Origin of the sequence: Pseudomonas sp. 22082 (genome assembly GCF_052046055.1) — a bacterium.
Taxonomy (GTDB): Bacteria; Pseudomonadota; Gammaproteobacteria; order Pseudomonadales; family Pseudomonadaceae; genus Aquipseudomonas; species Aquipseudomonas pharyngis.
Genome location: NZ_JBQEQB010000003.1, coordinates 68,476 through 93,745, shown reverse-complemented (window position 1 = coordinate 93,745; position 25,270 = coordinate 68,476). Strand labels below are relative to the sequence as shown.

20 protein-coding genes are annotated in these 25,270 nt (G+C 60.5%); 18 read left to right on the top strand and 2 right to left on the bottom strand.

Translation table 11 applies throughout. The features are described from left to right. Positions 1-2: 2 nt before the first annotated feature. The 12 genes from ACTJK9_RS04730 to ACTJK9_RS04675 all read left to right on the top strand — a co-directional run bounded on the left by ACTJK9_RS04730 (position 3) and on the right by ACTJK9_RS04675 (position 15,627). On the top strand, positions 3-2,315 hold the full coding sequence (locus ACTJK9_RS04730; protein WP_039768574.1) for a GumC family protein: 2,313 nt from the start codon (positions 3-5) through the stop codon (positions 2,313-2,315). A 148-nt stretch (positions 2,316-2,463) separates the two neighbouring features. Then, the gene (locus ACTJK9_RS04725; RefSeq protein ID WP_064596757.1) at positions 2,464-3,855 is read left to right on the top strand and encodes an undecaprenyl-phosphate glucose phosphotransferase; all 1,392 of its coding nucleotides are present in this window, start codon (positions 2,464-2,466) and stop codon (positions 3,853-3,855) included. 70 nt (positions 3,856-3,925) lie between these two features. Next, positions 3,926-5,266 (top strand): UDP-glucose dehydrogenase family protein, encoded by a 1,341-nt coding sequence (locus ACTJK9_RS04720; protein WP_440812522.1) that lies wholly within the window; start codon positions 3,926-3,928, stop codon positions 5,264-5,266. 13 nt (positions 5,267-5,279) lie between these two features. Next, complete coding sequence (locus tag ACTJK9_RS04715; RefSeq protein ID WP_440812520.1) at positions 5,280-5,984, top strand: WecB/TagA/CpsF family glycosyltransferase; 705 nt, start codon at positions 5,280-5,282, stop codon at positions 5,982-5,984. Between the two features lie 2 nt (positions 5,985-5,986). Next, positions 5,987-7,066, top strand: coding sequence for a glycosyltransferase (locus ACTJK9_RS04710; RefSeq protein WP_440812517.1), 1,080 nt, complete (start codon positions 5,987-5,989; stop codon positions 7,064-7,066). Further along, on the top strand, positions 7,063-8,175 hold the full coding sequence (locus ACTJK9_RS04705; RefSeq protein WP_440812515.1) for a glycosyltransferase: 1,113 nt from the start codon (positions 7,063-7,065) through the stop codon (positions 8,173-8,175). The genes ACTJK9_RS04710 and ACTJK9_RS04705 overlap by 4 nt, the downstream gene beginning before the upstream one ends. After that, positions 8,172-9,485: an O-antigen ligase family protein gene (locus tag ACTJK9_RS04700; RefSeq protein WP_440812513.1), complete on the top strand. Its 1,314-nt coding sequence runs from the start codon at positions 8,172-8,174 to the stop codon at positions 9,483-9,485. Before ACTJK9_RS04705 ends, ACTJK9_RS04700 begins: the two co-directional genes overlap by 4 nt. 16 nt (positions 9,486-9,501) lie before the next feature. After that, positions 9,502-10,455 (top strand): glycosyltransferase family 2 protein, encoded by a 954-nt coding sequence (locus ACTJK9_RS04695; protein ID WP_085646629.1) that lies wholly within the window; start codon positions 9,502-9,504, stop codon positions 10,453-10,455. A gap of 13 nt (positions 10,456-10,468) precedes the next feature. Then, on the top strand, positions 10,469-11,887 hold the full coding sequence (locus tag ACTJK9_RS04690) for an oligosaccharide flippase family protein (protein ID WP_440812509.1): 1,419 nt from the start codon (positions 10,469-10,471) through the stop codon (positions 11,885-11,887). Between the two features lie 29 nt (positions 11,888-11,916). Continuing rightward, on the top strand, positions 11,917-12,972 hold the full coding sequence (gene galE, locus ACTJK9_RS04685) for a UDP-glucose 4-epimerase GalE (protein WP_085646631.1): 1,056 nt from the start codon (positions 11,917-11,919) through the stop codon (positions 12,970-12,972). Then, entirely contained in the window at positions 12,972-14,450 is a 1,479-nt protein-coding gene (locus ACTJK9_RS04680) for a family 16 glycosylhydrolase (RefSeq protein ID WP_440812507.1), read from the top strand. Before galE ends, ACTJK9_RS04680 begins: the two co-directional genes overlap by 1 nt. Before the next feature lie 127 nt (positions 14,451-14,577). Continuing rightward, positions 14,578-15,627 carry an acyltransferase family protein gene (locus ACTJK9_RS04675; protein ID WP_074690531.1) on the top strand — a complete coding sequence of 350 codons (1,050 nt, stop codon included), beginning with the start codon at positions 14,578-14,580 and terminating at the stop codon, positions 15,625-15,627. Between the two features lie 110 nt (positions 15,628-15,737). Here ACTJK9_RS04675 and ACTJK9_RS04670 read toward each other — a convergent pair whose 3' ends face one another. Continuing rightward, positions 15,738-16,646, bottom strand: coding sequence for a helix-turn-helix domain-containing protein (locus ACTJK9_RS04670; protein WP_440812505.1), 909 nt, complete (start codon positions 16,644-16,646; stop codon positions 15,738-15,740). Between the two features lie 161 nt (positions 16,647-16,807). On the opposite strand from ACTJK9_RS04670, the gene ACTJK9_RS04665 reads away from it, so the two are divergent. The 5 genes from ACTJK9_RS04665 (at position 16,808) to ACTJK9_RS04645 (ending at position 22,980) form a co-directional block, all read left to right on the top strand. Continuing rightward, a complete protein-coding gene (locus ACTJK9_RS04665) occupies positions 16,808-18,166 on the top strand; it encodes a glutamine synthetase family protein (RefSeq protein ID WP_064600843.1) in 1,359 nt (452 codons plus the stop codon). Between the two features lie 90 nt (positions 18,167-18,256). Next, positions 18,257-19,345 (top strand): polyamine ABC transporter substrate-binding protein, encoded by a 1,089-nt coding sequence (locus tag ACTJK9_RS04660; protein ID WP_440812503.1) that lies wholly within the window; start codon positions 18,257-18,259, stop codon positions 19,343-19,345. Further along, complete coding sequence (locus ACTJK9_RS04655; RefSeq protein WP_440812501.1) at positions 19,342-20,643, top strand: NAD(P)/FAD-dependent oxidoreductase; 1,302 nt, start codon at positions 19,342-19,344, stop codon at positions 20,641-20,643. The genes ACTJK9_RS04660 and ACTJK9_RS04655 overlap by 4 nt, the downstream gene beginning before the upstream one ends. A 113-nt stretch (positions 20,644-20,756) precedes the next feature. Continuing rightward, on the top strand, positions 20,757-22,412 hold the full coding sequence (locus tag ACTJK9_RS04650; protein ID WP_440812499.1) for a PqiB family protein: 1,656 nt from the start codon (positions 20,757-20,759) through the stop codon (positions 22,410-22,412). Between the two features lie 16 nt (positions 22,413-22,428). Next, a complete protein-coding gene (locus ACTJK9_RS04645) occupies positions 22,429-22,980 on the top strand; it encodes a PqiC family protein (RefSeq protein WP_440812497.1) in 552 nt (183 codons plus the stop codon). Here ACTJK9_RS04645 and ACTJK9_RS04640 read toward each other — a convergent pair. Next, positions 22,938-24,251: a sensor histidine kinase gene (locus tag ACTJK9_RS04640; RefSeq protein WP_414881773.1), complete on the bottom strand. Its 1,314-nt coding sequence runs from the start codon at positions 24,249-24,251 to the stop codon at positions 22,938-22,940. The genes ACTJK9_RS04645 and ACTJK9_RS04640 overlap by 43 nt on opposite strands. Before the next feature lie 164 nt (positions 24,252-24,415). Here ACTJK9_RS04640 and ACTJK9_RS04635 point away from each other — a divergent pair, with 164 nt between their 5' ends. After that, complete coding sequence (locus tag ACTJK9_RS04635) at positions 24,416-25,231, top strand: histidine phosphatase family protein (protein ID WP_440812495.1); 816 nt, start codon at positions 24,416-24,418, stop codon at positions 25,229-25,231. The last annotated feature ends 39 nt before the right edge of the window (positions 25,232-25,270 follow it).

Genomic DNA, 25,270 nt, shown 5'->3' with positions numbered 1-25,270 from the left:
TCATGGACAACAGCCCAAGCAACTACGTCGAACGTCCTCTTCAAGCGCATCTGCATCCGCAGCACGCCGAAGACAAGGACACCCTGGACCTGCTCAATCTGTGGAGGATCATCTGGCGCGCCAAGTGGCGCATCGGCTGGCTGGTGCTGCTGAGTTGCGTATTGGCGGCCGTGGTGGTCTCCAATATCACGCCGCAATACATTGGCAGCACCACCCTGCTGTTCAACGACAAAACACCTCCGCTGATGTCGTTCCAGCAAGTCAAGGACTCCGGCGGCAACGCCACAGATTACTTGCAGACTCAGCAGGCGCTCCTGCAATCGCGAGACCTCGCCGAACGCGCGGTGAAAAAACTCGGGCTGACGACTCACCCGGTCACCGATCCGCGCCAGCAGCCAAAGTCCTGGTTTGCGCCGCGCCAATGGCTGGCCGATCTGGACCTTGATCAATGGATCCCGGGGCTAGGTCGATATCTACCGCAAAAGAAAGAGCCACTCACTGAAGCAGACGTTTTCAACCAGGTCACGCAGAATCTCATGCTGCATACCAGCGTCAAGTTCGTTGGCAAAAGCCAGTTGCTCGAAATCGAAGTCGAGTTGCCAGACCCTGTTCTCGCAGCGGCGGCGGCCAACGCACTGGCTCAGGGCTTTACCGACAGCCAGCTCGATACCAGCGAGAAATCGTCGCAAACCACCACGGCCTGGATGAACACGCGTCTGATCAAGCTGCGCGACAACCTGCGTGCGGCCGAGAAAAAACTCCAGGGTTACCGCGAAGAACAAGGTCTGGTGGATGTTGGCGGCGTTGCCACCATCAGCGCCAACGAACTGGAAATGACCGGCAACCGCATGGTCGACGCCCGACGCAACCGTGCTGAAGCCGAGAGCGAGTACCGGCAGGCGAAAGCCCTGGGCAACGGCGATCTGAGCCGACTCTCCAGCGTACCGGCGGTCTTGAGCAACCCTTTGGTGCAGAAATTCCAGGCCGATCGCGCGGTGGCCCAGGCCAAGGTTGATGAACTGGCCGGGCGCTATGGTCCGAAGCACCCCAGCCTGATCTCCGCACAAACCGAATTGCGCACCGCCACCACCAGTCTGCAATTGCAGGTGCAGCAGGTGGTGGCCGGTATCGAGCGGCAATACCAGCTCGCCACGGCGAGTGAAGCGTCGCTGCGTCAATCCTTCAACAGCAACAAGGCACAGATCCAGGACATCGCGCGCAAAGAGTTCCAGTTGCGTGAGTTCCAGCGTGAAGTCGATAGCACGCGCGCGCTGTATGAAACTTTCGTCACTCGCCTGAAGGAAACCACAGCCACCGCCGACATGGACTCGACGAAAGTGCGCATCGTCGACCCGGCCATCGTTCCCGTCGACGCGAGCAAACCGCGCAAGACATTGATTGTCGCGATCGTCGGGCTGATCGCTGCGGTCATCGGCGTCGGGCTGGCACTGCTCTTCGAGAGTCTGAGCAATACCTTCAAAACCGATGAATCGATCGAGAGCGTGTTGAATGTTCCACTGCTCAGCGTCGTGCCGCTGGTGATAAAGAAAAGTCGCCGGCAACTGGCGCGCCTGTTCGAGGACAACGACAACCCGCGTTTTTCCGAGACCATTCGCAACCTGCGCACCTGGTTGATGTTGCAAAGCAGCGAAAAACCGTCACAAGTGGTGCTCGTGACCTCCACGGTTGCCGGCGAGGGTAAAAGCACCATCGCCACCAATCTGGCCAGTTCACTGACGCCGCTGGAACGCGTGCTGCTGATTGATGCCGACATGCGTCAGCCAACCCTGTCGCTGAACTTCGATTTTCCGCCGGACAGCCCCGGACTGGCGAATGTCATTGCCGGCACGGCCAGGCTTGAAGACTGCATTGTTTCAGTGGGCAATCTGGACATGCTGCCGGCCGGGAAGGTCTTGCCGCCGTCGCTGGATATGTTCGTTGCGCCGCGCCTGCCGTCCCCTGGCGATCCGCTCAACCCAGTTCAGCCACCGCCACAGGATTTGCTCAGTTCGCCGCGCATGGCGCGCATGCTCGAGGCGCTCAGGTCACGTTATCGCCACATCATCATCGATTCTCCCCCAGCGGAGATGATCAGTGACGCGCTGCTGCTGGCAAAACATTCGGACGCGGTGATCTATGTCGTGAAGGCTGACAGCACGTCGATCAGCCAGGTTCAGCGAGGGATTGCCATGTTGCAACAAAGCCATGTGCCGGTCTTTGGCACGGTGCTCAACCAGGTCGACCTGCGCAAGGCGCGCAAGTACGGCTACCACCACTCCCGGGCGTTCTATAACTACGATTTCGCGCCCAGGTAACCATCGGGCGCGTACGCCCGCCGCTACGCCCTCTTCTGCCAACGCACTACTCGCTTCACCTCCGCCGAGCTACGGAAAAGCCATCGGGAGGCACGCCGTGCCTGCTCGATTCGCGCTGATGCATGAATGCTGTCTCGAGGTTAAGCCCATGACATCGCTCTATACCGCTCACATGACACACCGCCGAGGCCTGACGTTCTGGGGCCAGTGGCTGTGCGCGCTGTCGCTGGTGACGGCGCTGTTGATATTGCTCGTGCATTGGCGCGTCGGCAGTCTGACCAGCGAATACCGCATCCTGATCATTCTGACGGTGCTCGGCTCGGTGCCGATCTACAGCGTGATGCAGGTCTACCACAAGCGCCATGGCCTGCTGGTCGGGCTCGGCAGATTGCTGGCCGGGTGGTTGACCCTGCTGGCCGTACTGGCGGCGATTGCGTTCTTCACCCAGACCAGCGCCATTTATTCACGCCAGGTGATCATGGTCTGGGCGGTGCTGGGTTTCGTGGTTCAGGCCTTGAGCTTTCTGCCCCTGCATTACCTCGCCCGCCTGTACTCGCGCAAGGTCTGCAACGGACGCCGTTCGGTGATCATCGGCACCTGCCCGACGGCCCACGAACTGGCTAAAAAGCTGTCCCGACCGAACCGCGCGCTGGTGCTGGGCTTCATTGCCGCCGAGGACAGCTGTGGCCCTGCCCCCAGCATTCTGCCGTTGCTCGGCCACGTTTCCGCCATCCGCGAGATCATCACGGGCCAGGAAGTGCGCCGCGTCTATATCGTGCTGCCGATGGCCCATGCCGCCACCATCGAAGCCCTCTACATCGACCTGCTGGACATGAACGTCGACGTGGTGTGGATCCCGGATTTCGGCAGCATGGTGTTGCTCAACCATTCGATCTCGGAAATCGAGCGAATGCCGGCCATCTACCTCAACGAGAGCCTGATCAGCTCGCACCCTGCCAGCCTGTTTTGCAAGGATCTGTTTGAACGCAGCCTTGCCGCCCTGGCGATTATTCTGCTCAGCCCGGTGCTGCTGGTGGTGGCCATAGCCGTCAAGCTGACCTCCGCCGGCCCGGTGCTGTTCAAGCAGAACCGTCACGGTTGCAACGGCGAAGTGATCAAGGTCTGGAAGTTTCGCTCGATGCACGTCCACGACGACCAGCAGGTTCGGCAGGCCACCCGCAACGATGATCGCCTGACGCCGATCGGCGGTTTTCTGCGCCGCAGTTCCATCGACGAATTGCCACAGCTGTTCAATGTGCTGTCCGGCCGCATGGCCCTGGTCGGCCCGCGTCCGCATGCCGTCACCCACAACCTTTATTACACCGGCAAGGTGCGCGCCTACATGGCCCGGCATCGCCTCAAGCCGGGGATCACCGGCCTCGCCCAGATCACCGGCCATCGTGGCGAAACCGAGACCGTGGAAAAGATGCAGCTGCGCGTCGCCCAGGACCTCAACTACATCAACCAGTGGTCGCTGTGGCTCGACATCAAAATCCTCATCAAGACCCCCTTCACCCTGTTCTCGAAAAACATCTACTGAGCCCCTGCTCCACTTCTGCCGCCCCCCTGCCCGACCGTTGATAACTGTCACCACGATCTGAGGTTCGACCATGAATGTGAGCGTATTCGGTATTGGTTACGTAGGCCTTGTCCAGGGTGCTGCATTGGCCGAGGTCGGGCACAACGTACTCTGCGTCGACGTCGATGCCGGCAGGGTCGAGGCATTGAAAGAAGGAACGCTGCCGCTCTACGAACCGGGCCTGAAAAGCCTGGTGCGCGACAACTACCAAAGCGGCCGACTGCGGTTTGGCACAGACCTGGCGGACGCCGTTCACCATGGCGATGTGCTGTTGATCGCCGTCGGCACACCGCCCGACGAAGACGGTTCGGCGGATCTCCAATACGTGCTGAGCGTGGCGCAGACCATCGCGCTGAACATGGATCGGCACCAGATCATCGTCGACAAATCCACCGTGCCCGTCGGTACGGGCGATCGGGTGCGAGCCTGTATCGAGCAAGTATTGGCCGACAACGGTCGCAGTGACCTGACGTTCGACGTGGTTTCAAACCCGGAATTTCTCAAGGAAGGCTGCGCGGTCGATGACTGCATGCGCCCGGATCGGATCATCATCGGCACCGACAGCCCGCGTGCCGAAGAGGTCATGCGCGAACTGTATGAACCGTTCAATCGCAGCCGCGAAAAAATCATTGTCATGGACGTTCGCAGCGCTGAACTGACCAAGTACGCCGCCAACTGCATGCTGGCGACCAAGATCAGCTTCATGAACGAAATGGCCTGCCTCGCTGAAAAGCTCGGCGCCGACATCGAAAAGGTGCGCCACGGCATCGGCGCCGACCCGCGCATCGGTTACCAGTTCATCTACCCAGGTCTGGGCTACGGCGGCTCGTGCTTTCCCAAAGACGTGAAAGCGCTGATACAGGCGGCCGACGGTGTCGACATCGACGCCCGGGTGCTCAAGGCCGTGGAGGCGCGCAACCAGGAACAGAAAGCCAGCCTCTATCGCAAGGTATTCGATCACTTCGACGGTCACCTTCGCGGCAAGACGTTTGCCCTGTGGGGGCTGAGTTTCAAACCCAATACCGACGACATGCGCGAAGCACCCAGCCGGGTACTGATGGAGGCTTTGTGGCAAGCCGGCGCCAGCGTGCAGGCGTTTGATCCCAAAGCCATGGAAGAGGCCCAGCGCCTTTACGGCTCGCGCGACGACCTGACGCTGACAGGCACCAAGGAAGCGGCGCTGAAAAATGCCGACGCCCTGATCATCGTCACCGAGTGGCAATCGTTTCGGGCGCCGGACTTCGACCAGCTAAGCCGGTTGCTCAAACAGCCGTTGATTTTCGACGGGCGCAATCTGTTCGATCCGCAGCGTTTGAGCAAACGTGGGTTCACCTACGTCTCCGTGGGTCGGCAGACCCCTTCAGTTCTCTGAGAGGAGCCGCGCCATGTTCAAACTGGAGATAGTCGGCCACTACTCGGCGAAATTGCTGGAGGCCAACCAGGCCTATTCCTTCATCAACTTTGCCTCGATCGGCAGTTTTTTCGAGCAGAACCCGAGCAGCGTTGCCTATTTTTGCGACGGCATGCTGATGTCGACCTTCATGTCTCGCATCACCGGCAGACCGATTGGCCGGGTCAGCTTCGACTTCACCTCGATAGCCGACGTTGTGCTGCGCAGCGCCGAGCAACAGGGCAAACGGGTTTATTTCGTCGGCGCCCGGCAAGCCGAACTTGACCTATTCATCATCAAGATCAAGAGCCTTTATCCGCAGCTGTCCATCGCCGGCTATCACAACGGCTTTTTCACCGCCGCCCAGGCCGAAGACATTCGGTACGACATCTGTCGCAGCGCAGCGGACATTCTGATCGTCGGCCTGGGCGCCGGACGGCAAGAGCAGTTCGAGCAGGATGCCCTGCGCGCAGGCTTTCGCGGGGTCGCCTTCAGCTGTGGCGGGTTCATCCGCCAGGAAGCTCTGGCCACGCGGCAGTACTACCCGGCGCTGATCAATCGCCTGCACTTGCGCGCGTTCTATCGCATGTACCGCGAGCCCCACACGATCAAACGCTACCTCATCGATTACCCGAGCAACTTCCTGCACCTGCTGAACATGATCGTTCGACACAAAGTCGCCATCAAGGTTGAGGAATGACCATGCACATCCTGTTTATCCTCAAGGATTTCAAGCCCGGCGGTGGCGTCGAGCGCGTTCAGCAGCGGCTGTCCGAGCAGTTTCTCAAGGATGGCCGGCGGGTGAGCTTTTTCGTCATGAACGCAGACATGCCCGACGCCCGGGACATTCAATGCTACAGCGGTGGCGGCAACGGCCTCGTCGGCCTGTTCAAGTCCATCGTTTTGCTGCGCCGGCTCATACGGCACGAAGGTGTCACCCATCTCATTTCCGCCAAGGAGCAGGCCAACCTCTGCACGTGGTTCGCCACCCTGGGCAGTACCTGCAAAGTCATCTACAGCCGCCATGCGACCCTCGATTGCAGCGAACAGAAAACCGGACCCTCGAGCCTGCGTCTGCTCTACGCCTTGTACCTGTGTGGCAGCGGCAAGGTGGTGACGGTTTCGTCGGCTTTGCGCCAGACCCTCGCCGATGCCGTGCCCTGGGGGCGGCAGCGCATCCGCTATTGCCCCAACGCGGTCGTCACCGATCAACTGTTTCAAGCCGCCCAGGCGCCCAGGCCGGCCGGATTGCCCCGCAACTACTGGCTGAGCCTGGGGCGTCTGGTCGAACCCAAGGGGTTTCATCTGCTGCTCGATGCCTACGCCTTGGCGCTGCGCAGCGCGGCGCTGCCGGATCTGGTGATCGTCGGTGATGGCCCGTTGCGCGAAGCCTTGGTCACCCAGGCCAGGCAATTGGGTATCGCGCAACGGGTGCATTTCAGCGGGTTTATGAGTAATCCCTATCCCGTGCTCAGGCACGCCCGGCTGTTCATTCTGAGTTCGCTGCAAGAAGGCATGCCGACCGTGCTGATCGAGGCGTTGGCGCTGGGCACGCCGGTGCTGGCCTGCGATTGCGAGACCGGGCCCAGAGAACTGCTGGACCACGGCCGACTCGGTCAACTGGTGATCGTCAACGATGTACAGGCACTGGCCGACGGCATGCTGCGCAACCTGACCTCAGGTCATGCCATCGGCCCCGGCGAAGAGACGCTCACTGCCACCCTGCGCCCGTACACCAGTCAGTACGCGGCGCAGGCGTACTACCAGGTCTGGAATCAATGAAAAAATTACTGATCATCCTCCATGACCTCAGCGCCGGCGGTGCTGAAAAAATGATGTCGCGCCTGGCCAAAGCGCTGGTGGATGCAGGCAACGACGTGACATTGCTGATGCTCACCGGCGGCGGCATTCACGCAGCCCATCTCGACCCGCGCGTGAAAAAAGTCGAATTGCACAGCCCGCGCAGCGTCCGTGCGGTGCCGGCACTGACGCGATTCCTGCGTGACAATCGCTTTGACGCCCAACTGGCAGCCCTCACCCACGTCAACGTGGTGGCGATCATCGCGGCGGCACTGTCCGGCACGCTGACCCGCCTGCACGTCAGCGAGCGCAATGCCTTTTCCCATGACCGGCACGTGAACCCCGATTTCATGGTGCGCATGGCATATCGGGTGGCGCCGCTGCTGTATCGGCTGATTCCCAATCCGGTGATCTGCGTTTCGCGCGGTGTCGCCCAGGACCTGGTCGATACCACACTCGCCCGACGCCGGGACGTGACCATTGCCGACAACCCGGTGCTCGACAACGACTTTCGCGAGAAGACACCGGGACTGCCCCGCCACCGCTGGCTGCTGGAAAAGTCCGGCACGGTGATTGTCGCCGTGGGGCGTCTGGCGCCACAAAAAGGTTTCGACACGCTGATCACAGCGTTCGCCGCACTGCCGGATCGCGATGCCCGCCTGATCATTTTTGGCGAAGGCGCCCTCAGGGCCGAACTGCTTGAACAGGCGAAACAGCTGGGGGTGGCGGAGCGCTTCGATCTGCCGGGGTATGCCAACGATCCCCTGGCAGAAGTAGCCGCAGCCGATTGCTTCGTGCTGTCGTCGCGTTTCGAGGGCAGCCCCAACGCGCTGGTCGAGGCGTTATCCACGGGTACGCCGGTGGTGGCGACCCGCTGCCCCCATGGCCCTCAGGAGATTCTCGGCGGCGGCGTGGTTGCCCCGCTGGTCGCAGTGGAGGATCCCATCGCCCTGGCACAGGCCATCGTCGAGCAACTGTCCATACCGCGCGATCTGCAGCGTCAATCACGCCTTGATGCGGCCGCACGATTCATGAGTGCCAGTGCAGTGCAGACCTACCTCAAAGCACTGGTTGGAGACCCGTCATCATGAGCCCACTGACGATCCGCTATTCGACACTGCGCGACGCCTTCACGCTGTTCGGCATCCTGTTCTACATCCAGGTGATTACCTTTGTCCTCGGTCTGGGCAGTGCCGCGAGCTTCGGCGATATCAACAAAGACCTCGAAGGCAATGTCGCCAATCAGGTCTGCGGCCTCATCACGCTGCTGGTGCCGTTGTTCTTTTTCATCCGCAACAAGGTGTTCCTCAGCAAGACCTTTTATCGCAGCAACTTCTTCCTGCTGGTGTTCCTGCTCTGTGTCATCGCATCGATCGGCTGGTCCCACGACCCGATGCTCAGTCTCAAGCGGTTTATCGCCCTGCTCGGCGTGGTGTTTTTTGCAGGCTTCATTGCCTATAACTACTCCCTTGAAAAAATCGCCTTCATGCTCGGCTGCGCCATTGGCATCGCGGCGTTGATCGGGTTGTTGCTCGCCGTTGTCATGCCTGAAGTGGCGTTTCTCTCCGGGGGCATTCGCGACGGCGCGTTCAAAGGCGTTTTCGCCGAAAAGAATGCCGGCGCCCGACTCAATGCGATCGCCATCATGCTGTTGCTGCCGATGATCCGGCAGCGCAATCGCTGGGCGCTCTTGTGCTCATTCTTTTCGCTGGTCGCGATCCTGCTTGCCCAGTCAGCCACCGGTGTAGCGCTGATTATTTCCGGCACGATCAGCTACTGGTACTTCCTCACGATGATCCGCCTGGGCATCAATCGCTCACAGTTGCTGTTCCTCGGATGCACCCTCCTTTACCTGCTGGTTTGCCTGTTTCTGTACAGCAACTTTGCGATGCTGCTGGAAATGGCCGGGCGCGACCCGTCACTGACCGATCGGACCCTGATCTGGGAACTGCTCGCGCCTTTCATCGACAGCCAGTTACTCAAGGGCTACGGCTTCGGCGCCTTCTGGGCAAGTCCCGATGCCGATGCGTTCATTACCCGCTGGGGTTACATCGGCAACGCCCACAGCGGCTACATGGAGACCCTGCTCAATGGTGGCCTCATTCAGCTGACGGCGCTGGCGTTGATGTTCGGTGAAGCACTGTTCAAGCAATACCGCGCCGTGACGGCGAATCAGGCAGCCCGGTTTCGTGCCAGTGCGCTGGTCATCATCGGTCTGTTCGCCGTCACCAATTATGTGGCGTACGTGATCCCCAACTACCGCTCCGCCGAGTTTCTGGTGTTCTGCACCCTGGCCCTGACCTTCCGGCACCACCACGCGACCTACCCCGAATCCTCACCGGCAGCGCTGCGTCAGCGTTCGTCGGGCCGCGCACTACCGCGCGATTCCGCCCGCGCGTAACCCAAGGAGAATCACCGTGCCCAACCAAGCTCCCCGTTCAGCAGATTCAGTGTGCGTCATCATTCCGATGTACAACGGCGCCGACAGCATCGAGCAGACGCTGACCTCCCTGGCCCGGCAAACCCGACTGCCCGATCACGTCATCGTCATCGACGACGGGTCCACCGATGACGGACCACAACGGGTCCGAGACTTCACCGCGCCGTTTCGCCTGACCCTGTTGCAGCAAGCCAACGAAGGCCAGGCCAGTGCCCGTAACCATGGGATGCGCCACTCTAAAGAGACGTTTGTGGCGATGCTCGATGCCGATGACCAATGGCATCCGCGAAAGCTGGAGTTACAGCTGGCACTGTATGGCGAGCTCACGCAACAGGGCCGGCCGGTGGGGCTGATCGACTGCTACGCGCAAGTCAACTACAGCGATGGCAGGCGCCAACTGGACGACCGGTTGAAGAACGGCCGGCACTTCTACGATTTCATCCACGCCAACGTCGTCAATGGCGTTTCCACCGCGCTGGTCAAACGTGACGTGATCATGCAACTCGGCGGCTTCGACGCCAGCCTGCGTTATTCCGAAGACCGCTTCATGTGGACGCGGATCGCCGAACACTGGGAGATCCACACGGTGCCGGAGGTGCTGCTGGAGCGCACGGTCAATGGCGGCAACATGACCGCGAATCCGAAAAAGTACTACCAGAACAAAATCCGCTTCATCGAGGTGTACCTCGCCCGTTACGGCGCGCAACTGACCCGGCAGCAGCGGATCGATTTCGTGCTGGGCAACCACACCGATTTTCTCGAGGCGTTTTCCCGACGTGGCGAGCATGACCAGGTCCTTGGCGTATACCGGCGAATGCTGGATTGCTCCTGGCAGGCCCTGATCTTCGCCAGCGGCAAACCGACCTTGCGCTACCTGTATGCCCGCGCCAGAACCTTGCGCAAGGCAACGGCTTCAACCACGGCTCATTGATCCGGTATCCGCCATGGCCAACCACCGTCTGACGACATTGACCTGGATCTTCACCGAGAAATTCGGCCTGATCCTGTTGTCGATGATTACCTTTGTCGCCTACGCCAGGCTGCTGTCGCCTGCCGAGCTGGGTGTGGGCACGGTAATCATCGCCATCGTCGAGTTGATCGGTCTGGTGTACTCCTCGGTGCTCGAAGACCCGCTGGTCCGGCTTGAGCGACTGGAAGACAAGCACATCAGCACCGCCTACTGGGCGGCGGTGCTGGTCAGTCTGGCGAGCATTGGCGTCATTTCGGGCGCGGTCATGCTGTACACCCCCGACCCGCTGCTGCAATGGATGACGGCGATAGCCTCGATAAAGATCCTGTTCACCATGATGGCGCGGGTCTATGTGGCGCAGATGCGCCGCTGCGGTAACTTCAAGATGCTGGCGTCGCGCACATTGCTGGGCAAAGTGGCGGGTGGCGTCGGTGGCATTGCCGTTGCGCTTTGGGGACTGGGTGCGTGGGCGGTCATTGCCCAGGCGCTGATCATGGAACTGGTGTCGATCATTGTGTTGATGCGCGCCGACCCGCGACGTATCCCTTTCTACATCGACGGTCCGATCCTGCGTGAATTGTTGAGGTCAGGCGCACCGGTGGCCATCAACGCGCTGAGCTCGCAAACCTTGCAGCGCGGGGTCAACGTGGTGCTGGGCATCACCGCCGGCGCGAACGCGGTCGGCATGTTCAACATGGCGATGCGCATCATTGAACTGCCACGCACCGCAATCTACAACGGCTTGCTGAGCTACGCACTGCCGGCGTTCTCCCGGCGCAGCGCAGAACCCAAGCGATTGATCGGGATCGTTGGCGATTCAACCGCCGTCAGCGGCTTTCTGTTGACGCCCCTGTTCATCGGACTCGCACTTACGGCAAGCGACCTGATCCTGTTGATCTTCGGCGCCAAATGGGCAGCGGCCATCCCGCTGCTGCAAGTGCTGGCCTGCACCGCCGCCATCGGCAACAGCGCCATGTACGCCACCACCGCACTGGTGGCGGTCAACCGCAGCCACCTCACGATCAAGGCTGAAGTGCTGACCACCGCGCTGGCCCTGGCGCTGGTCTACGCCCTCGGCAACCTGTACGGCGGCATGGCTGCAGCCGTCGCTCTGCTGGCGCGCATGCTGGTCATCACGCCGCTGCAGATCCGTGGCCTGAACACGGCGATCGGTTACAGCTGGCGCGGCTTTTTCGAAGCCAGTTACCGCAGCGTGATCGCCTCCCTGGTCATGGCTGCAACCGTGCTGCTGGTGCTACCGCAGCTGGGTCTTCAGGGTTACCTGCATTTGATCGGCAGCGTCGTGCTCGGCGCACTGAGTTATGCCGTGGGTTACAGCGCCCTGCACCCGCACTGGCCACAGGAATTCAAATCGGTTTTCACCTCCCGCTGAGTTCAGCCCTGAGACAGGAAGGCCTCACCATGCGCAAAACCACGTTGATTACTGGCGGTGCCGGCTACATCGGCTCGCATACGGCTCTGGCCCTCATTAACGCCGGCCACAAGGTGCTGGTGCTCGACAACCTGTGCAACAGCTGTCGAGAGTGCATCCGGCGCCTCGAGCAACTGACCCTGACCCGCGTCGACTTCATCAAGGGCGATATTCGCGACCCGGTCCTGCTCGACGATATCTTCAGCCGATACGACATCGACGCCGTCGTGCACTTTGCCAGTCTCAAATCCGTCGAAGAAAGCGTGCGCAAGCCGCTGGACTACTACGTCAACAACGTTGCCGGCACGCTTGGCCTCTGTCAGGCGATGGCCCGCAATAACGTATTCCGGCTGGTGTTCAGCTCGTCAGCCACGGTGTACGGGGAGCCGACGCGCACGCCGATTGCCGAAGATTTCGGCACCGGCAAACCGGTCAATCCCTATGGCCGCACCAAGCTGATGATCGAAGAGTTACTGACGGATCTGTGCAACTCCGATCCGCGCTGGAGCATTGGATTGTTGCGTTACTTCAACCCGATCGGCGCCCACGAAAGCGGAATGATCGGCGAAGACCCGAGCGGCCGCCCCAACAACCTGTTGCCGTGCCTGACCCAGGTTGCCATAGGCCGGATACCCGAACTCACGGTGTACGGCAGCGACTATCCCACCGTGGACGGGACCTGCGTGCGCGACTACATCCACGTGGTCGACCTGGCCATCGGTCACCTCAAGGCCCTGCAAGTGCTGCAGCACGACAATGGCATTCACTTCTGGAACCTCGGCACCGGCGTCGGCTACAGCGTGCTGCAGATCATCCACAGTTTCGAGGACATCACCGGCATCAGCATTCCCTACCGCTTCGCCCCTCGACGTCTCGGCGACATCGCCAAGTGCTGGGCCGATCCGGCCAAGGCGGGACGCGAACTGGGCTGGAGCGCGCAGCGCGGCCTGGAACAGATGATCACCGATAGCTGGCGCTGGCAGTCGTGCAATCCGCAGGGGTATCAATCGTCATTCAAGATTCCGGCACCCGTTGCGGTGAAGTGATGCCGATGCTCAAGGAATGTCTGCTGGTCGTGCTGTTTTCGGTTGCGCTGGCAAGCAACGCCGCGCAGGCGCCTACGCCCGTACCGACCACCGGCCTCGTGTTGTGGCTGGACGCGGCCGACTCATCCGCGATGACCCTGGATGCGCAGAACCGGCTCCAGCGCTGGAGTGACAAGTCGGGCAAGGCCAATGACGCGACGGTCGCTGACGCCACCTCACCGCCACAGTGGGCAAGAAACAGCCTCAATGGCCATTCGGTGGTGCGCTTCGACGGCAATTCGGGATTACTCGGCCGGGCCCTGCGCACGGCTAAAGGATCTGTGACCGTACTGATCGTGTCCCGGCGGTTGCCGGAACAGGCCGGAGTCGATCCCTGGCAACGGTTGTTCAGTTCACGCCCGCAGGCCGCCAGCAACGACAACGTGCTGCCGAATTTCGCGGTCAGCCTGGCGCAAACCGGGGAGTACGAGCCGACGGTTTCCGTGCTGGAACTGCACGACGTGCCGATCGGCCCCTACGGGGTCGGGCGCAATGCCGTCGGTCACTCGGAAAACTTTCGCGGCGACATCGCCGAAGTGCTGGTGTATGACCGTCCATTCGCCTCGCTCGCCGAGCGCCAGCGCGCCTTTCAATACCTGGCAGACAAATGGTCCGTGGCCATCCCCACGCATGCCGACACCTGGACCCGCGTCGGCCCATTGGGGACATTGCCGACGCGCATCAACGCCCGGTTGCCCTTGTCCGATCAGGCCAATGCCGGTCAATGGGTGCTCAACACGACGCTGTCCGACGAGTTCGATGGCACCACCCTCGACCGCACACGCTGGCACGTCAACAATGCCGTCGGGAATGAGTCGCTGGGCCGCAAGCCGGCGTTGTTCACCGAGCGCAACGCCAGTGTCGGCAATGGCAACCTGAACATTGTCTTTCGCAAGGAAACCTTGCCGCAGAAATACGTCGAGCTCGGCTTCAAGGACTACACCTCAGCCATGGTGCGTACCCTTGAACGCGGCTTCTACGGGTACTACGAAGCGCGGGCCAAACCCATGAATTCCGCAGCGTCCAGCGCCTTCTGGCTGGCCTGGACGGGCATGACTGACAACGCCACCGAAATCGACATCTTTGAAATCGGCGGCAAGACCAAAAATGCGCTTTCAGACCGCGCCTACAACATGAACGCCCACCTCTGGGCCACGCCGCACAGCACCGAACATATCGCCAACGGCAGCACCTGGACCAGTCCCTGGCGGCTGGCCGGCGACTTTCATGTCTACGGCTTCGACTGGCAGCCCGATACCCTGCGCTGGTACGTCGATGGTGTGCTGGTCAGAGAATCGAAGAACCATTATTTCTTTTTCCCCATGCAGATCGTCTTCGACAGCGAGGCCATGTGGAAATGGTTCGGCGTGGTCGACGATGCTGACCTGCCCTCCACTTTTGAAGTCGATTACATCCGCATGTGGCAACGCAATCCTTGACCCTCACACCAAGCCTGGGGCCAGACGATGAGCCGCCCCAACCGTCATAGCTTTCGCCTTGAGTCGATTTTCACTCGGCACAGTCGTCAGTTTTCAATCCGCGCTAACACCCCCGGAGCGCATGCACATGAACAACAGACGGCTGACAGAACTGGATTTGCTGCGCTTTCTTGCGGCGTTCGCGGTGGTGATCTTTCACTATGCGTTTCGCGGCTATGCGAGGGGTGAGATGTCGGTCATGCCCTATCCACTTTTGGCTGACGTTGCCAAATACGGTTATCTGGGCGTTGAACTGTTTTTCATGATCAGCGGATTCGTGATCCTGATGACGGCTTCGAGCAACAACCTCAAGGTGTTCTTCATTTCCCGCGTCATTCGTCTCTGCCCGGCGTTCTGGGTGTGTTGCACGATCACGTTTCTCATCACGCTGGCCATCGGGCAGCCACGATTTTCGGCCGATTTCTATCAATACTTGATCAACCTGACCTTTCTGGGCGACCTGCTTGGTGTGCCCCCCATAGACGGGGTCTACTGGTCATTGTTCGTCGAGATAAAGTTCTACTTGATGATCGCGATCCTGTTGGCTTTCAAGAAGATAGAGAAAATAGAAACCTTCCTCGTACTGTGGCTGCTGATCTCGGCCGCTGCGGAAGTCTTTGCTTTCGAAAAACTGCGCTCGGTCTTGATCACCGACTACGCGGCCTATTTCATCGCTGGCGCCACGTTCTACATCATCTGGGACAAGGGTTTTACCAAATCCCGTATTTCCCTGCTGGCAGCCGCGCAGGCATTGGCCAGCTTCAACGCGATCAAGTGGGCCGAGTCGATTGAACTGAAATATTCGACCGAATACGACTCCTTGATCATCTGCGGTGTCATTGCCCTGTTTTTCATGACCTTCCTTTTTATCGCGACGCATAAGACGTCAGCCGTGGGGAAGTTCGACTGGACAGCATTGGGCGCACTGACTTACCCGCTTTACCTGCTGCATCAAATGATCGGCTTCATGATCTTCAACATCGCTTATCCGACCATCAATCCACACGTGCTGCTCTGGGGCACCATCGCTTTGATGATAGGTGCGTCCCATGTCATCCATAAGGAAATAGAAACCCCGATGGCCAGACTGATGAAAAGATCCCTTTCGTCCTCCTTCAAGCGTCTCAGAGTGGGTTAGCCGGTAACGCAACAGGCTTAGCAATATCGGCAGATGAAAAAGGCGGGAGAGGCTTCGGTGAATACCGAAACCTCTCCCGCCTTTTTTTTGTTTGTGGCGCAGAGCACCCGTTACAAGGACGATGAGCGCTTCAACGTCTCGCTCGGTAACTCCTTGAACAATGCTCGATAACTGCTTGAAAAACGGCCCAAATGCCAGAACGACCAGTTCATCGCCACTTCCGCCACGGTGGTCTCCGCAGGCGAACGATTGAGCAATTCGCGCCGCGCACTGTTGAGCCTGCGCAACCGTAGCCAGTGGCTCGGCGACATCCCCGTATAGGCCTTGAAGGTCTGCTGCAACTGGCGCAGGGAAACCCCGGCGACCCGCGATAATTCCAGCAGATTGAGGGTTTCTTCCGGCGAATCCGCCGCCCACTCGCCCACGCGTTTGAGGGTGATTCGCTCCTCGGCGCGACGCTGCAAACCGCCGCCATCCAGACACACGCTCGCGTTGTCGAGGATGAACAGGCAATCCTCCAATAGCTGCTGAGTCAGTGCCTCTTTACTCGGCAGATCAAGGGCTTGCGACAACTTCGTGAGAGTCGAGCTTAACCAGCGGCTGAACAATCCATTCTGCGCGCCATTGAGCGGCGCCATGAACAGACCTTCCAGCCTGGCCACGTCCAGTCCGTTGCGCTGGACGAATTCCGGGCCGAACACCACGGCGATTTCCTGGTAGTTCTCCGGGGTGATCCAGATGTTGCGGCTCTCTTCATTGAGCAGATACAGCGCGTTGTCGCTGCGATCGAAACAGAACGCCAAAGACCCTTGCGGTGCGCTGAAATTCTGCTCGACCCGGGTGTTCATCTGTTCTTCGTAAACCTCCACTCCCTGCAAATCCAGATAGCGGATCTGCCCGGCGAAATGCCCTGGCGACATCTGCTGGTAATGCTGCACCCAACCCGGCGTGGCGCGGATTTGTTCGGTGACATCGGCGGTGTTGAACGCTTGGACCTGAAGCGGATTGCACGTCGTCATGGGGAACCTTGCGCACTCTTTTGGTGCGCTTTGGTGCTGCTGAAAGTGGATAGATGGAACGGCAAGGCCCGCCCAAGATAGTCGTCAACGCGCCACAGGGGAAGCCTGCGAAAGATGAAATCGCGTTCCCCCGCGTCAACAAAACCAACGACGAGGTCTTTATGAATGCCCCTTTCGATCAGCTGTTCACATGGCTGAAAGATCACAAGATTACCGAAGTGGAATGCGTGGTCAGCGACCTGACCGGCATCGCCCGCGGCAAGATCGCACCGACCAACAAGTTCCTGCATGAGCGAGGCATGCGCCTGCCGGAAAGTGTGCTGCTGCAAACGGTAACCGGGGATTTTGTCGACGACGACATCTACTACGACCTGCTCGACCCGGCCGACATCGACATGGTCTGCAAGCCGGTGAGCGACGCGGTGTACGTGATTCCGTGGGCCATCGAGCCGACCGCCATCGTCATCCACGACACCTTCGACAAGTTCGGCAACCCGATCGAACTGTCGCCGCGCAACGTGCTGAAGAAAGTCCTGCAGCTGTACACCGACAAAGGCTGGAAGCCGATCGTGGCGCCGGAAATGGAGTTCTACCTGACTCAGCGCTGCGAAGACCCGGACCTGCCACTCAAGGCGCCGCTCGGCCGTTCCGGTCGCGCCGAAAGCGGTCGTCAGTCGTTCTCCATCGACGCCGCCAACGAATTCGATCCGCTGTTCGAAGACGTCTACGACTGGTGCGAACTGCAAGGCCTGGACCTGGACACGCTGATCCACGAAGACGGCCCGGCGCAGATGGAAATCAACTTCCGCCACGGCGATGCACTGGATCTGGCCGACCAGATCACCGTGTTCAAACGCACCCTGCGTGAAGCCGCGCTCAAGCACAACGTGACCGCGACCTTCATGGCCAAGCCGATCGGCGATGAGCCCGGCAGCGCCATGCACCTGCACCAGAGCGTGGTCGAGATCGCCAGCGGCCAGCCGATTTTCGCCAATGCCGACGGCAGCATGAGCGACCTGTTCCGCCATCACATCGGCGGTCTGCAGAAGTACATCCCGAAGGTGCTGCCAATGTTCGCGCCCAACGTGAACTCGTTCCGCCGTTTCCTGCCGGACACCTCGGCACCGGTCAACGTCGAATGGGGCGAAGAAAACCGCACCGTCGGCCTGCGTGTACCGACCTCCGGGCCCGAGGCGATGCGGGTCGAAAACCGTCTGCCGGGCGCCGACGCCAACCCGTACCTGGCCATCGCCGCGAGCCTGCTGTGCGGTTACATCGGCATGGTCGAAGGCATCGAACCGAGCGCTGCCGTCGAAGGTCGGGCCTACGAGCGCCGCAACCTGCGCCTGCCGATCACCATCGAAGAAGCCCTGACCCAGATGGAAGAGTGCGACACCGTCGCGCAATACCTGGGCAACAAGTTCGTGCGCGGCTACGTCGCGGTGAAACGCGCCGAACATGAAAACTTCAAGCGCGTGATCAGTTCCTGGGAGCGGGAGTTCCTGTTGCTGAGCGTGTAACCAACACCCGCCCTTGTGGGACCTGGCTTGCCAGCTCCCACAAGGGAACGTGCTCACCTGAAAAACCCAATAATTCGAAGAGGTGTCGATATGCGTCTGTTGAAATCCCTGATTCCCGCCGCGCTGGCCCTGGCGTGCAGTGCCGGCGCCTTCGCCCAACCCCAGGTCAGCGTCTACAACTGGACCGATTACATCGGCGAAACCACCCTCGCCGACTTCCAGTCCAGCAGCGGGATCAAGGTGATTTATGACGTCTTCGACTCCAATGAAACCCTCGAAGGCAAACTGCTCGCCGGGCGCACCGGCTATGACGTGGTGGTGCCGTCCAACCACTTCCTCGCCCGTCAGGTAAAAGCCGGTGCGTTCCTCAAGCTGGACCGCTCGCAACTGCCGAACTGGAAAAACCTCGACCCGAAACTGCTGGCCCTGCTTGAGAAGAACGATCCGGGCAACGAACACTCGGTGCCGTATCTGTGGGGCACTAATGGCATCGGCTACAACGTCGACAAGGTCAAGCAGGTGCTGGGCATCGATCACATCGATTCCTGGGCCGTGCTGTTCGAACCGGAGAACCTGAAAAAGCTCAGCCAGTGTGGCGTGTCGATGATGGACTCGGCCGATGAAGTGTTCCCGGCGATCCTCAACTACATGGGCATGGATCCGCGCAGCGAGAAACCCGAGGACTACAAGAAGGCCGAAGAGAAACTGCTGAGCATCCGGCCGTACATTACCTATTTCCATTCCTCGAAATACGTGTCCGACCTGGCCAACGGCGACATCTGCGTGGCCTTCGGTTATTCCGGCGACGTGTTCCAGGCCGCCAACCGCGCCAAGGAAGCCAAGAACGGCGTGAACATCGCGTACTCGATTCCCAAGGAAGGCGCGAACCTGTGGTTCGACCTGCTGGCGATTCCCGCCGACGCCGGCAACACCAGGGAAGCTCACGCCTTCATCAATTACCTGCTCGATCCGCAAGTGATCGCCAAGGTCAGCGCCTCGGTCGGCTACGCCAACCCGAACCCGGCGGCCAAGCAATACATGGATACGGAGCTGGTCAACAATCCCGAGGTCTATCCGTCTCAGGAAGTCCTCGACAAGCTCTACATCTCCTCTACCCCGCCCCAGTCGATCATGCGTCTGATGACCCGGTCCTGGAGCAAAGTGAAGTCGAACAAATGAATCAGTACACCCAGGAACACGCCCGCTCCTATTACGCCGCGTCGGCCCGGGCCAGCACACCCTATCCGGAACTGACGGGTGACTTGATTGCCGATGTCTGCGTGATCGGTGGCGGGTTCACCGGCGTCAATACGGCGATTGAACTGGCGCAGCGCGGGCTTTCGGTGATTCTGCTCGAAGCCCGGCGCATCGGCTGGGGCGCCAGCGGGCGCAATGGCGGGCAGTTGATTCGCGGGATCGGTCATGACGTAGAAGGCTTCGCCCGGCATGTCGGCAGCGAAGGCGTGCGCTACCTGCACCGAGCCGGGATCGACTCGGTGGAACTGGTGCGCCAGCGTATCACCGACAACGCCATCGAGTGCGACCTGCGCTGGGGCTTCTGCGAACTGGCCAACACGCCAGCGCAGTTCGACGCCTTCAGGGCCGAGCAGGACAGCCTGGCGCAGTTGGGCTACCGCCATGAAACGCGGCTGGTTGCCCCTGAGCTGATTCGTCAGCAAGTGGTGAACGCGGGGGTCTACAAGGGCGGCCTGATCGACATGGGCTCAGGCCATCTACATCCGCTGGATCTGGTGCAGGGTGAAGCGCGGCTGGCGGCATCCCTCGGGGTGCGGATTTTCGAGCAGAGCCCGGTGCTGGAAATTCTCCACGGCCCGACCGTTCAAGTCCGCACCCAGAGCGGCAGCGTGCGCGCCGGCAGTCTGGTACTCGGCTGCAACGCGCATCTGGACGAACTCGAACAGCAACTCAGCGGCAAGGTCCTGCCCGCCGGCAGCTACATCATCGCCACTGAACCGCTGCCGGCGGAACGCGCCGCCGAGCTGATTCCGCAGAACCTGGCGCTGTGCGACCAGAAAGTCGGCCTCGATTACTACCGGCTCTCGGCGGACCGACGCTTGCTGTTCGGTGGCGCCTGCCATTATTCGGGGCGGGATCCGACGGACATCGCCGCCTACATGCGACCAAAGATGCTCAAGGTGTTCCCGCAACTGGCGGATGTGCGCATCGACTATCAGTGGGGCGGCAAGATCGGCATCACCGCCAACCGCTTCCCGCAGGTCGGTCGATTGAAACAGCACCCGAATGTGTTCTACGCCCAGGGCTATTCCGGCCATGGCCTGAACGTCACCCACTGGTGCGCCAAACTGCTGGGCGAAGCAATTCATGCCGGTCACAGTCAGGGCATGGATGTGTTCAGCAGCGTGCCGCACATGACCTTCCCCGGCGGCCCGGCGCTGCGTTCGCCACTGCTGGCACTGGGCATGTTCTGGTATCGCCTGAGGGAACTGCTGGGATGACGCTTCCCGGTTAAAGCGGCCTGCGCATTTGCTCTATCGCGAAGCACTTCTATATTGATGAAGTGCTTTTGCGTTCCTGACGCTCAGTGCCCAACACACCCTGGAGGTCATGGATGGAGTCGTCAGCCGCCGATCAACCGCGAGCGCCCGGCCAGGCGCCGGTCAAGACCCGCCGTTTCAGCATTTCGCTGGTGTGGATCGTGCCGATCGTCGCGGTGCTGGTGGGCTTGTCGCTGGTGGTGCACAACCTGATGCAGGAAGGCCCCACCATCACCGTCACCTTCAAGACCGGCAGCGGCCTGACCGCCAACAAGACCGAAGTCAAATACCGCAACGTGGTCATCGGCCAGGTCACAGACGTCGAGCTGAGCGACGACCAGAAAAGCGTCAACGCCACCATCAAACTGGCCAAGCAGGCCGAAACCTTTACCCGCGAAGATTCGCAGTTCTGGGTCGTCCGGCCGCGCATCGGTGCGGGCGGTGTCTCGGGCATCGATACGTTGCTTTCCGGTGACTACATCGGCGCCGACATCGGTCAGTCCAACTCGCGTTCGAAGCATTTCAAGGGACTGGAAAACCCGCCGCCGATCACCTACGGCGAACCGGGTAAACGCTTCAACCTGCACGCTTCGGATCTCGGCTCGCTGGACATCGGCTCGCCGGTCTATTACCGCAAGATCCCGGTCGGCCAAGTCGTGGCCTATGCGCTGGACGCCGATGGCAAAGGAGTGAACATCGAGGTGTTCATCCATGCGCCGAACGACGCCTACGTCACGGAAAACACCCGGTTCTGGAACGCCAGCGGCATTGACGTCAACGTCGGCGCCAACGGTTTTGCGGTGAAAACCGAATCGTTGTCGACCTTGCTGGTGGGCGGCATCGCCTTCCGCGCGCCGGAGTACAGCCCCAACGACGTTGCCGCCGCCGAAGAAAGAACTTACGACCTGTTCGACGACCAGCAAACCGCCCTCGCCCCGCCCAACGGCAAGGCGCAATACCTGACCCTGCGTTTCGATCAGGCCCTGCGCGGGTTGAAAGTCGGCGCACCGGTGGAGTTTCTCGGCATCGAAATCGGCCGGGTGGTGAGCGTCAACCTGGATTTCGACGCGAAGAAACGCAGCTTCCCGCTCAACGTCGGCATCGTGATTTACCCGCAACGCCTCGGTCAGGCTCACGTGAAGATGCTCAAGGTACTCGAGCACAATCCGGACGACGAAGCCGCCGCCGTGCGCCTGATCGGCACCTTTATCGACAACGGCCTGCGCGCCCAGGCCCGCAGCGGCAACCTGCTGACCGGCCAGTTGTACATCGCGCTGGATTTCTTCCCCAAAGCCGAAAAAGTCGCGTTCGACCCGACCGCCCGCCCGATCAGCGTTCCGACCGTCCCCGGCAGCCTCGAACAGTTGCAGGAAAAACTCGAAGCGATGATCGACAAGCTCAACAAACTGCCGGTGGAACGGATTGCCGGCAACCTCGACAGCAACCTCGTGGAATTGCGCAAAGGCCTGACCCAGTTCAATGCCAGGACCCTGCCCGGCGTGCAGAACACCCTCGCCGACCTGAGCAAGACCCTGCAGTCGGCCAGCTCGACCTTGGCCGAAGATTCGCCGCAACGCGAACAACTGACCGAAACCCTCGACGAGCTTGGGCGCATGTCGCGTTCGCTGCGTGAACTGTCCGATTACCTGGGCCGTCATCCGGAATCGTTGATTCGCGGCCGCCCCGACAACGCCCCGCCGCTGGACCTCAAAGGGCCGCCGCGTAATTGAGCACAGGAGCTGTCCCATGGCTTTAAAGCTGAAGTTCACCGTGCTCGCGATCGGCCTGCTGCTGGGCGCCTGCAAAAGCGCCCCGATCAGCTTTCACACCCTGACGCCGACGCAACCGATGGCCGGCCGCGCCGGTTCGGAAATCACCATCGAAGGCATCAGCGTGCCGCCGCAGGTCGACCGGCCGCAGATCGTCATCCGCCAGGGCAACAGCGGCCTGGCGATTCTCGAGACTGAATGGTGGGGCGCCAGCCTCAGCGATGAGTTGCGCAGCGCGCTGGTGGATCAACTGAGTAATGCCGGCGGCCCGCGCAAAACCTCGGTGCGCATCGATGTGCAACGCTTCGATTCGATTCCCGGGCAGTACGGGCTGATCGACGTCAAATGGCGCCTGCGCCAGGCCAACACCGGTGACGACGCCCTGCTCGCCTGCCGCTCGCTGCTGCAAACCCCGTCCGGGCCGAGCATTGACGATCTGGTGGCGGCCCAGCAGAACAACGTCAAGCGCCTGGCCGCGTTGATCGGTCAGGCGGCGGGCACTGCGCGGGGCTGTCCACCGGCGTCCTGAGCGTCCGTCTTCAAAAGGACGGTAAAGCGACAACCGTGGGGCTCACGGGTTGTCAGCTCGACCTGCCAGTGCTCGCGATTGCAAATCCGCTGCACCAGTGACAACCCCAGCCCAAGCCCCTCGCCTCGACGCTCGTCACCCCGCACGAATGGCTGGAACATCGCTTGTCGGCGTTCTTCGGGAATGCCGATGCCACTGTCTTCAACCACAAATCCGCATTCCCCGACGGTCAGCCTGACAAAACCCTGATCGGTGTAATGCCAGGCATTGCGCAGCAGGTTACCCATCACTGACTGCAAAAAGGTCTGGTTGTAACGAGCCGTGCCGGCCGGATTGATGTCGCAGAAAAATTCCAGCCCTTTTTCGCGGATCAGCCTTCCCCAGATCTCCGCCTGAACGCGTGCAACCTCCCCGAGGGAAACGCAAATGTCGCCACCGGTATCTTCCTGGGCGCGGGCGAGCATGAGGAAGGTGTCCACCAACTGACGCATTTCATGGCTGGCCCGTGCGATGCGGTTGACCTGCGCGGCCGAGCGGGTATCGAGCGACGGATTGGCGAGCAGCAACTCGCAGGCGCCGCCGAGCACCATCAATGGTGTGCGAAGTTCATGGCTCACGTCGCTGGTGAAGAGCTTTTCGCGGCTCAGTGTTTCGCGCAGCCGGCCCAGTGTCTGATCGAACGACAGTGCCAGTTCTCCGACTTCGTCCGCCGCGTAGTCCGGATGCAGGGGCGGCGCCAGTACCAGTAACTGGTCGCGGTGACGAACCTGCCGCGCCAGGCGAATGACCGGGGCCATCACCCGTCGCGCCAGCAATCGACCCAGCACAATCGCCAGCAGAATGCTCAGGATGAACCCGACCGCCACCACAATGAACAACAGACGCTCACGCTGTTCGAGACTTTCCTGGTCACGCAACAGCACGTACTTGCGTCCGCCCACCATCTCGACCATGGCGAAAAAGCCATCGCCCTCGAACATGACCTCCTGAAACCCCGGCGACAGAGCCGCCAGTGACGGGACGAGCGCCATGGCGCCCGGTCCACCTTCGAAGAAAAACAGCTCGCTCTTTTCCGGTCGATGGCTCCAGCGACTGATGTCATCCATTGCCAGCAGACGATGCAGTCCGCCCATCAAGGTCGTGGCCGTCAACTTGTGTTCCACCACATGCACGGTGGCTACGATTCCCAGCGCAAATACGCCGGCCACCAGCGCACTCATCGAGGCGAATACGATGACGATCCGTTTCGTCAGGCTTTGCTTGAAATCCATTCGGCTGGAGGACTCCACCTCGGTTATCAGACTCAGCGGTCAACATCAGGTGTGTACTCAATAGATGGACCGAACAGATTCAGCTTCACCTCAAACAGCAACAGTTGTTAAGCCAGCCCGGTAAAAAAAGCGTATTTGAGTCTGGTTATCAGAAACTTGATTAATTGCACATTTTCAACTCCCGCAAATTTTTCACATGTTCTTCACTGCGGCCCGACGTGAACAGTCCCAACATTCAGCCAGCATTCAAGTACGCAACCATAAAGTTGATTAAATCGCAGGCCAGTTGCGCCTGCGAAGTTAAGGGGCATGGCGTGGAGCGACAGATGCTATTAACAGCAGTCTATAAACAACGTCGAATATTGCGACTTGGAAAACTGCTGACGGTCATCGGTGCAGGGGTGGCGATTGCACTGGTCAGCGGCTTTGTCTGGGTCACCCGCTCACCCATTGATCTGGGCCAGGCGGGCAAGGCGGCAAGGGCTGACTGGACCAGGGCCTGGCAGGCGGGCGAAGTGGTGGCACTGGTGCGCCATGCTGAACGTTGCGACCGCTCCGACCATCTTTGTCTGGGCCCGGAAGACGGCATCACTCAGGTAGGCAATGACTCGGCTGTGCGAGTGGGCAAGGGTTTCACGAGCCTGGGCATGCAGCAGGCACAGGTATTCACCAGCCCGCTGACCCGAACCGTGCAAACGGCGCGTGCCATGTTCGGGCAGGACGCTACTGCCCAGCCCTGGCTTGAATCCTGCGGTTCGTCGCTGCGTAACGAGGTGGTGGCGCACAAAGTTGCACAGCGCAATCTGGTGCTGGTCACCCACAGCGGCTGCATCAGCGACTTTGAAAAACAGACCGGTTTTCCCCATGCAATCGCCGCTGATTATGGAAGCACGCTGTTTGTTCGCATTGATGCCAAGGGGCAACTTGAAGTGCTGGGCATTCTGAATGCCGAGGCCTGGTCACGACTCAATAGCGATTAACGTCCTGGTTACAGCTAATTGACAGTTCTGAGCTGTTTT

Excerpts from the sequence above, each read along its gene's own strand:
- ACTJK9_RS04700 (WP_440812513.1), top strand. The coding sequence starts at position 8,172 with ATGAGCCCACTGACGATCCGCTATTCGACACTGCGCGACGCCTTCACG.
- ACTJK9_RS04655 (WP_440812501.1), top strand. The coding sequence starts at position 19,342 with ATGAATCAGTACACCCAGGAACACGCCCGCTCCTATTACGCCGCGTCG.
- ACTJK9_RS04670 (WP_440812505.1), bottom strand. The coding sequence starts at position 16,646 with ATGACGACGTGCAATCCGCTTCAGGTCCAAGCGTTCAACACCGCCGAT.
- ACTJK9_RS04675 (WP_074690531.1), top strand. The coding sequence starts at position 14,578 with ATGAACAACAGACGGCTGACAGAACTGGATTTGCTGCGCTTTCTTGCG.
- ACTJK9_RS04725 (WP_064596757.1), top strand. The coding sequence starts at position 2,464 with ATGACATCGCTCTATACCGCTCACATGACACACCGCCGAGGCCTGACG.
- ACTJK9_RS04650 (WP_440812499.1), top strand. The coding sequence starts at position 20,757 with ATGGAGTCGTCAGCCGCCGATCAACCGCGAGCGCCCGGCCAGGCGCCG.
- ACTJK9_RS04680 (WP_440812507.1), top strand. The coding sequence starts at position 12,972 with ATGCCGATGCTCAAGGAATGTCTGCTGGTCGTGCTGTTTTCGGTTGCG.
- ACTJK9_RS04660 (WP_440812503.1), top strand. The coding sequence starts at position 18,257 with ATGCGTCTGTTGAAATCCCTGATTCCCGCCGCGCTGGCCCTGGCGTGC.
- ACTJK9_RS04705 (WP_440812515.1), top strand. The coding sequence starts at position 7,063 with ATGAAAAAATTACTGATCATCCTCCATGACCTCAGCGCCGGCGGTGCT.
- ACTJK9_RS04730 (WP_039768574.1), top strand. The coding sequence starts at position 3 with ATGGACAACAGCCCAAGCAACTACGTCGAACGTCCTCTTCAAGCGCAT.
- ACTJK9_RS04720 (WP_440812522.1), top strand. The coding sequence starts at position 3,926 with ATGAATGTGAGCGTATTCGGTATTGGTTACGTAGGCCTTGTCCAGGGT.
- ACTJK9_RS04665 (WP_064600843.1), top strand. The coding sequence starts at position 16,808 with ATGAATGCCCCTTTCGATCAGCTGTTCACATGGCTGAAAGATCACAAG.
- ACTJK9_RS04690 (WP_440812509.1), top strand. The coding sequence starts at position 10,469 with ATGGCCAACCACCGTCTGACGACATTGACCTGGATCTTCACCGAGAAA.
- ACTJK9_RS04710 (WP_440812517.1), top strand. The coding sequence starts at position 5,987 with ATGCACATCCTGTTTATCCTCAAGGATTTCAAGCCCGGCGGTGGCGTC.
- ACTJK9_RS04715 (WP_440812520.1), top strand. The coding sequence starts at position 5,280 with ATGTTCAAACTGGAGATAGTCGGCCACTACTCGGCGAAATTGCTGGAG.
- ACTJK9_RS04640 (WP_414881773.1), bottom strand. The coding sequence starts at position 24,251 with ATGGATTTCAAGCAAAGCCTGACGAAACGGATCGTCATCGTATTCGCC.
- ACTJK9_RS04645 (WP_440812497.1), top strand. The coding sequence starts at position 22,429 with ATGGCTTTAAAGCTGAAGTTCACCGTGCTCGCGATCGGCCTGCTGCTG.
- galE (WP_085646631.1), top strand. The coding sequence starts at position 11,917 with ATGCGCAAAACCACGTTGATTACTGGCGGTGCCGGCTACATCGGCTCG.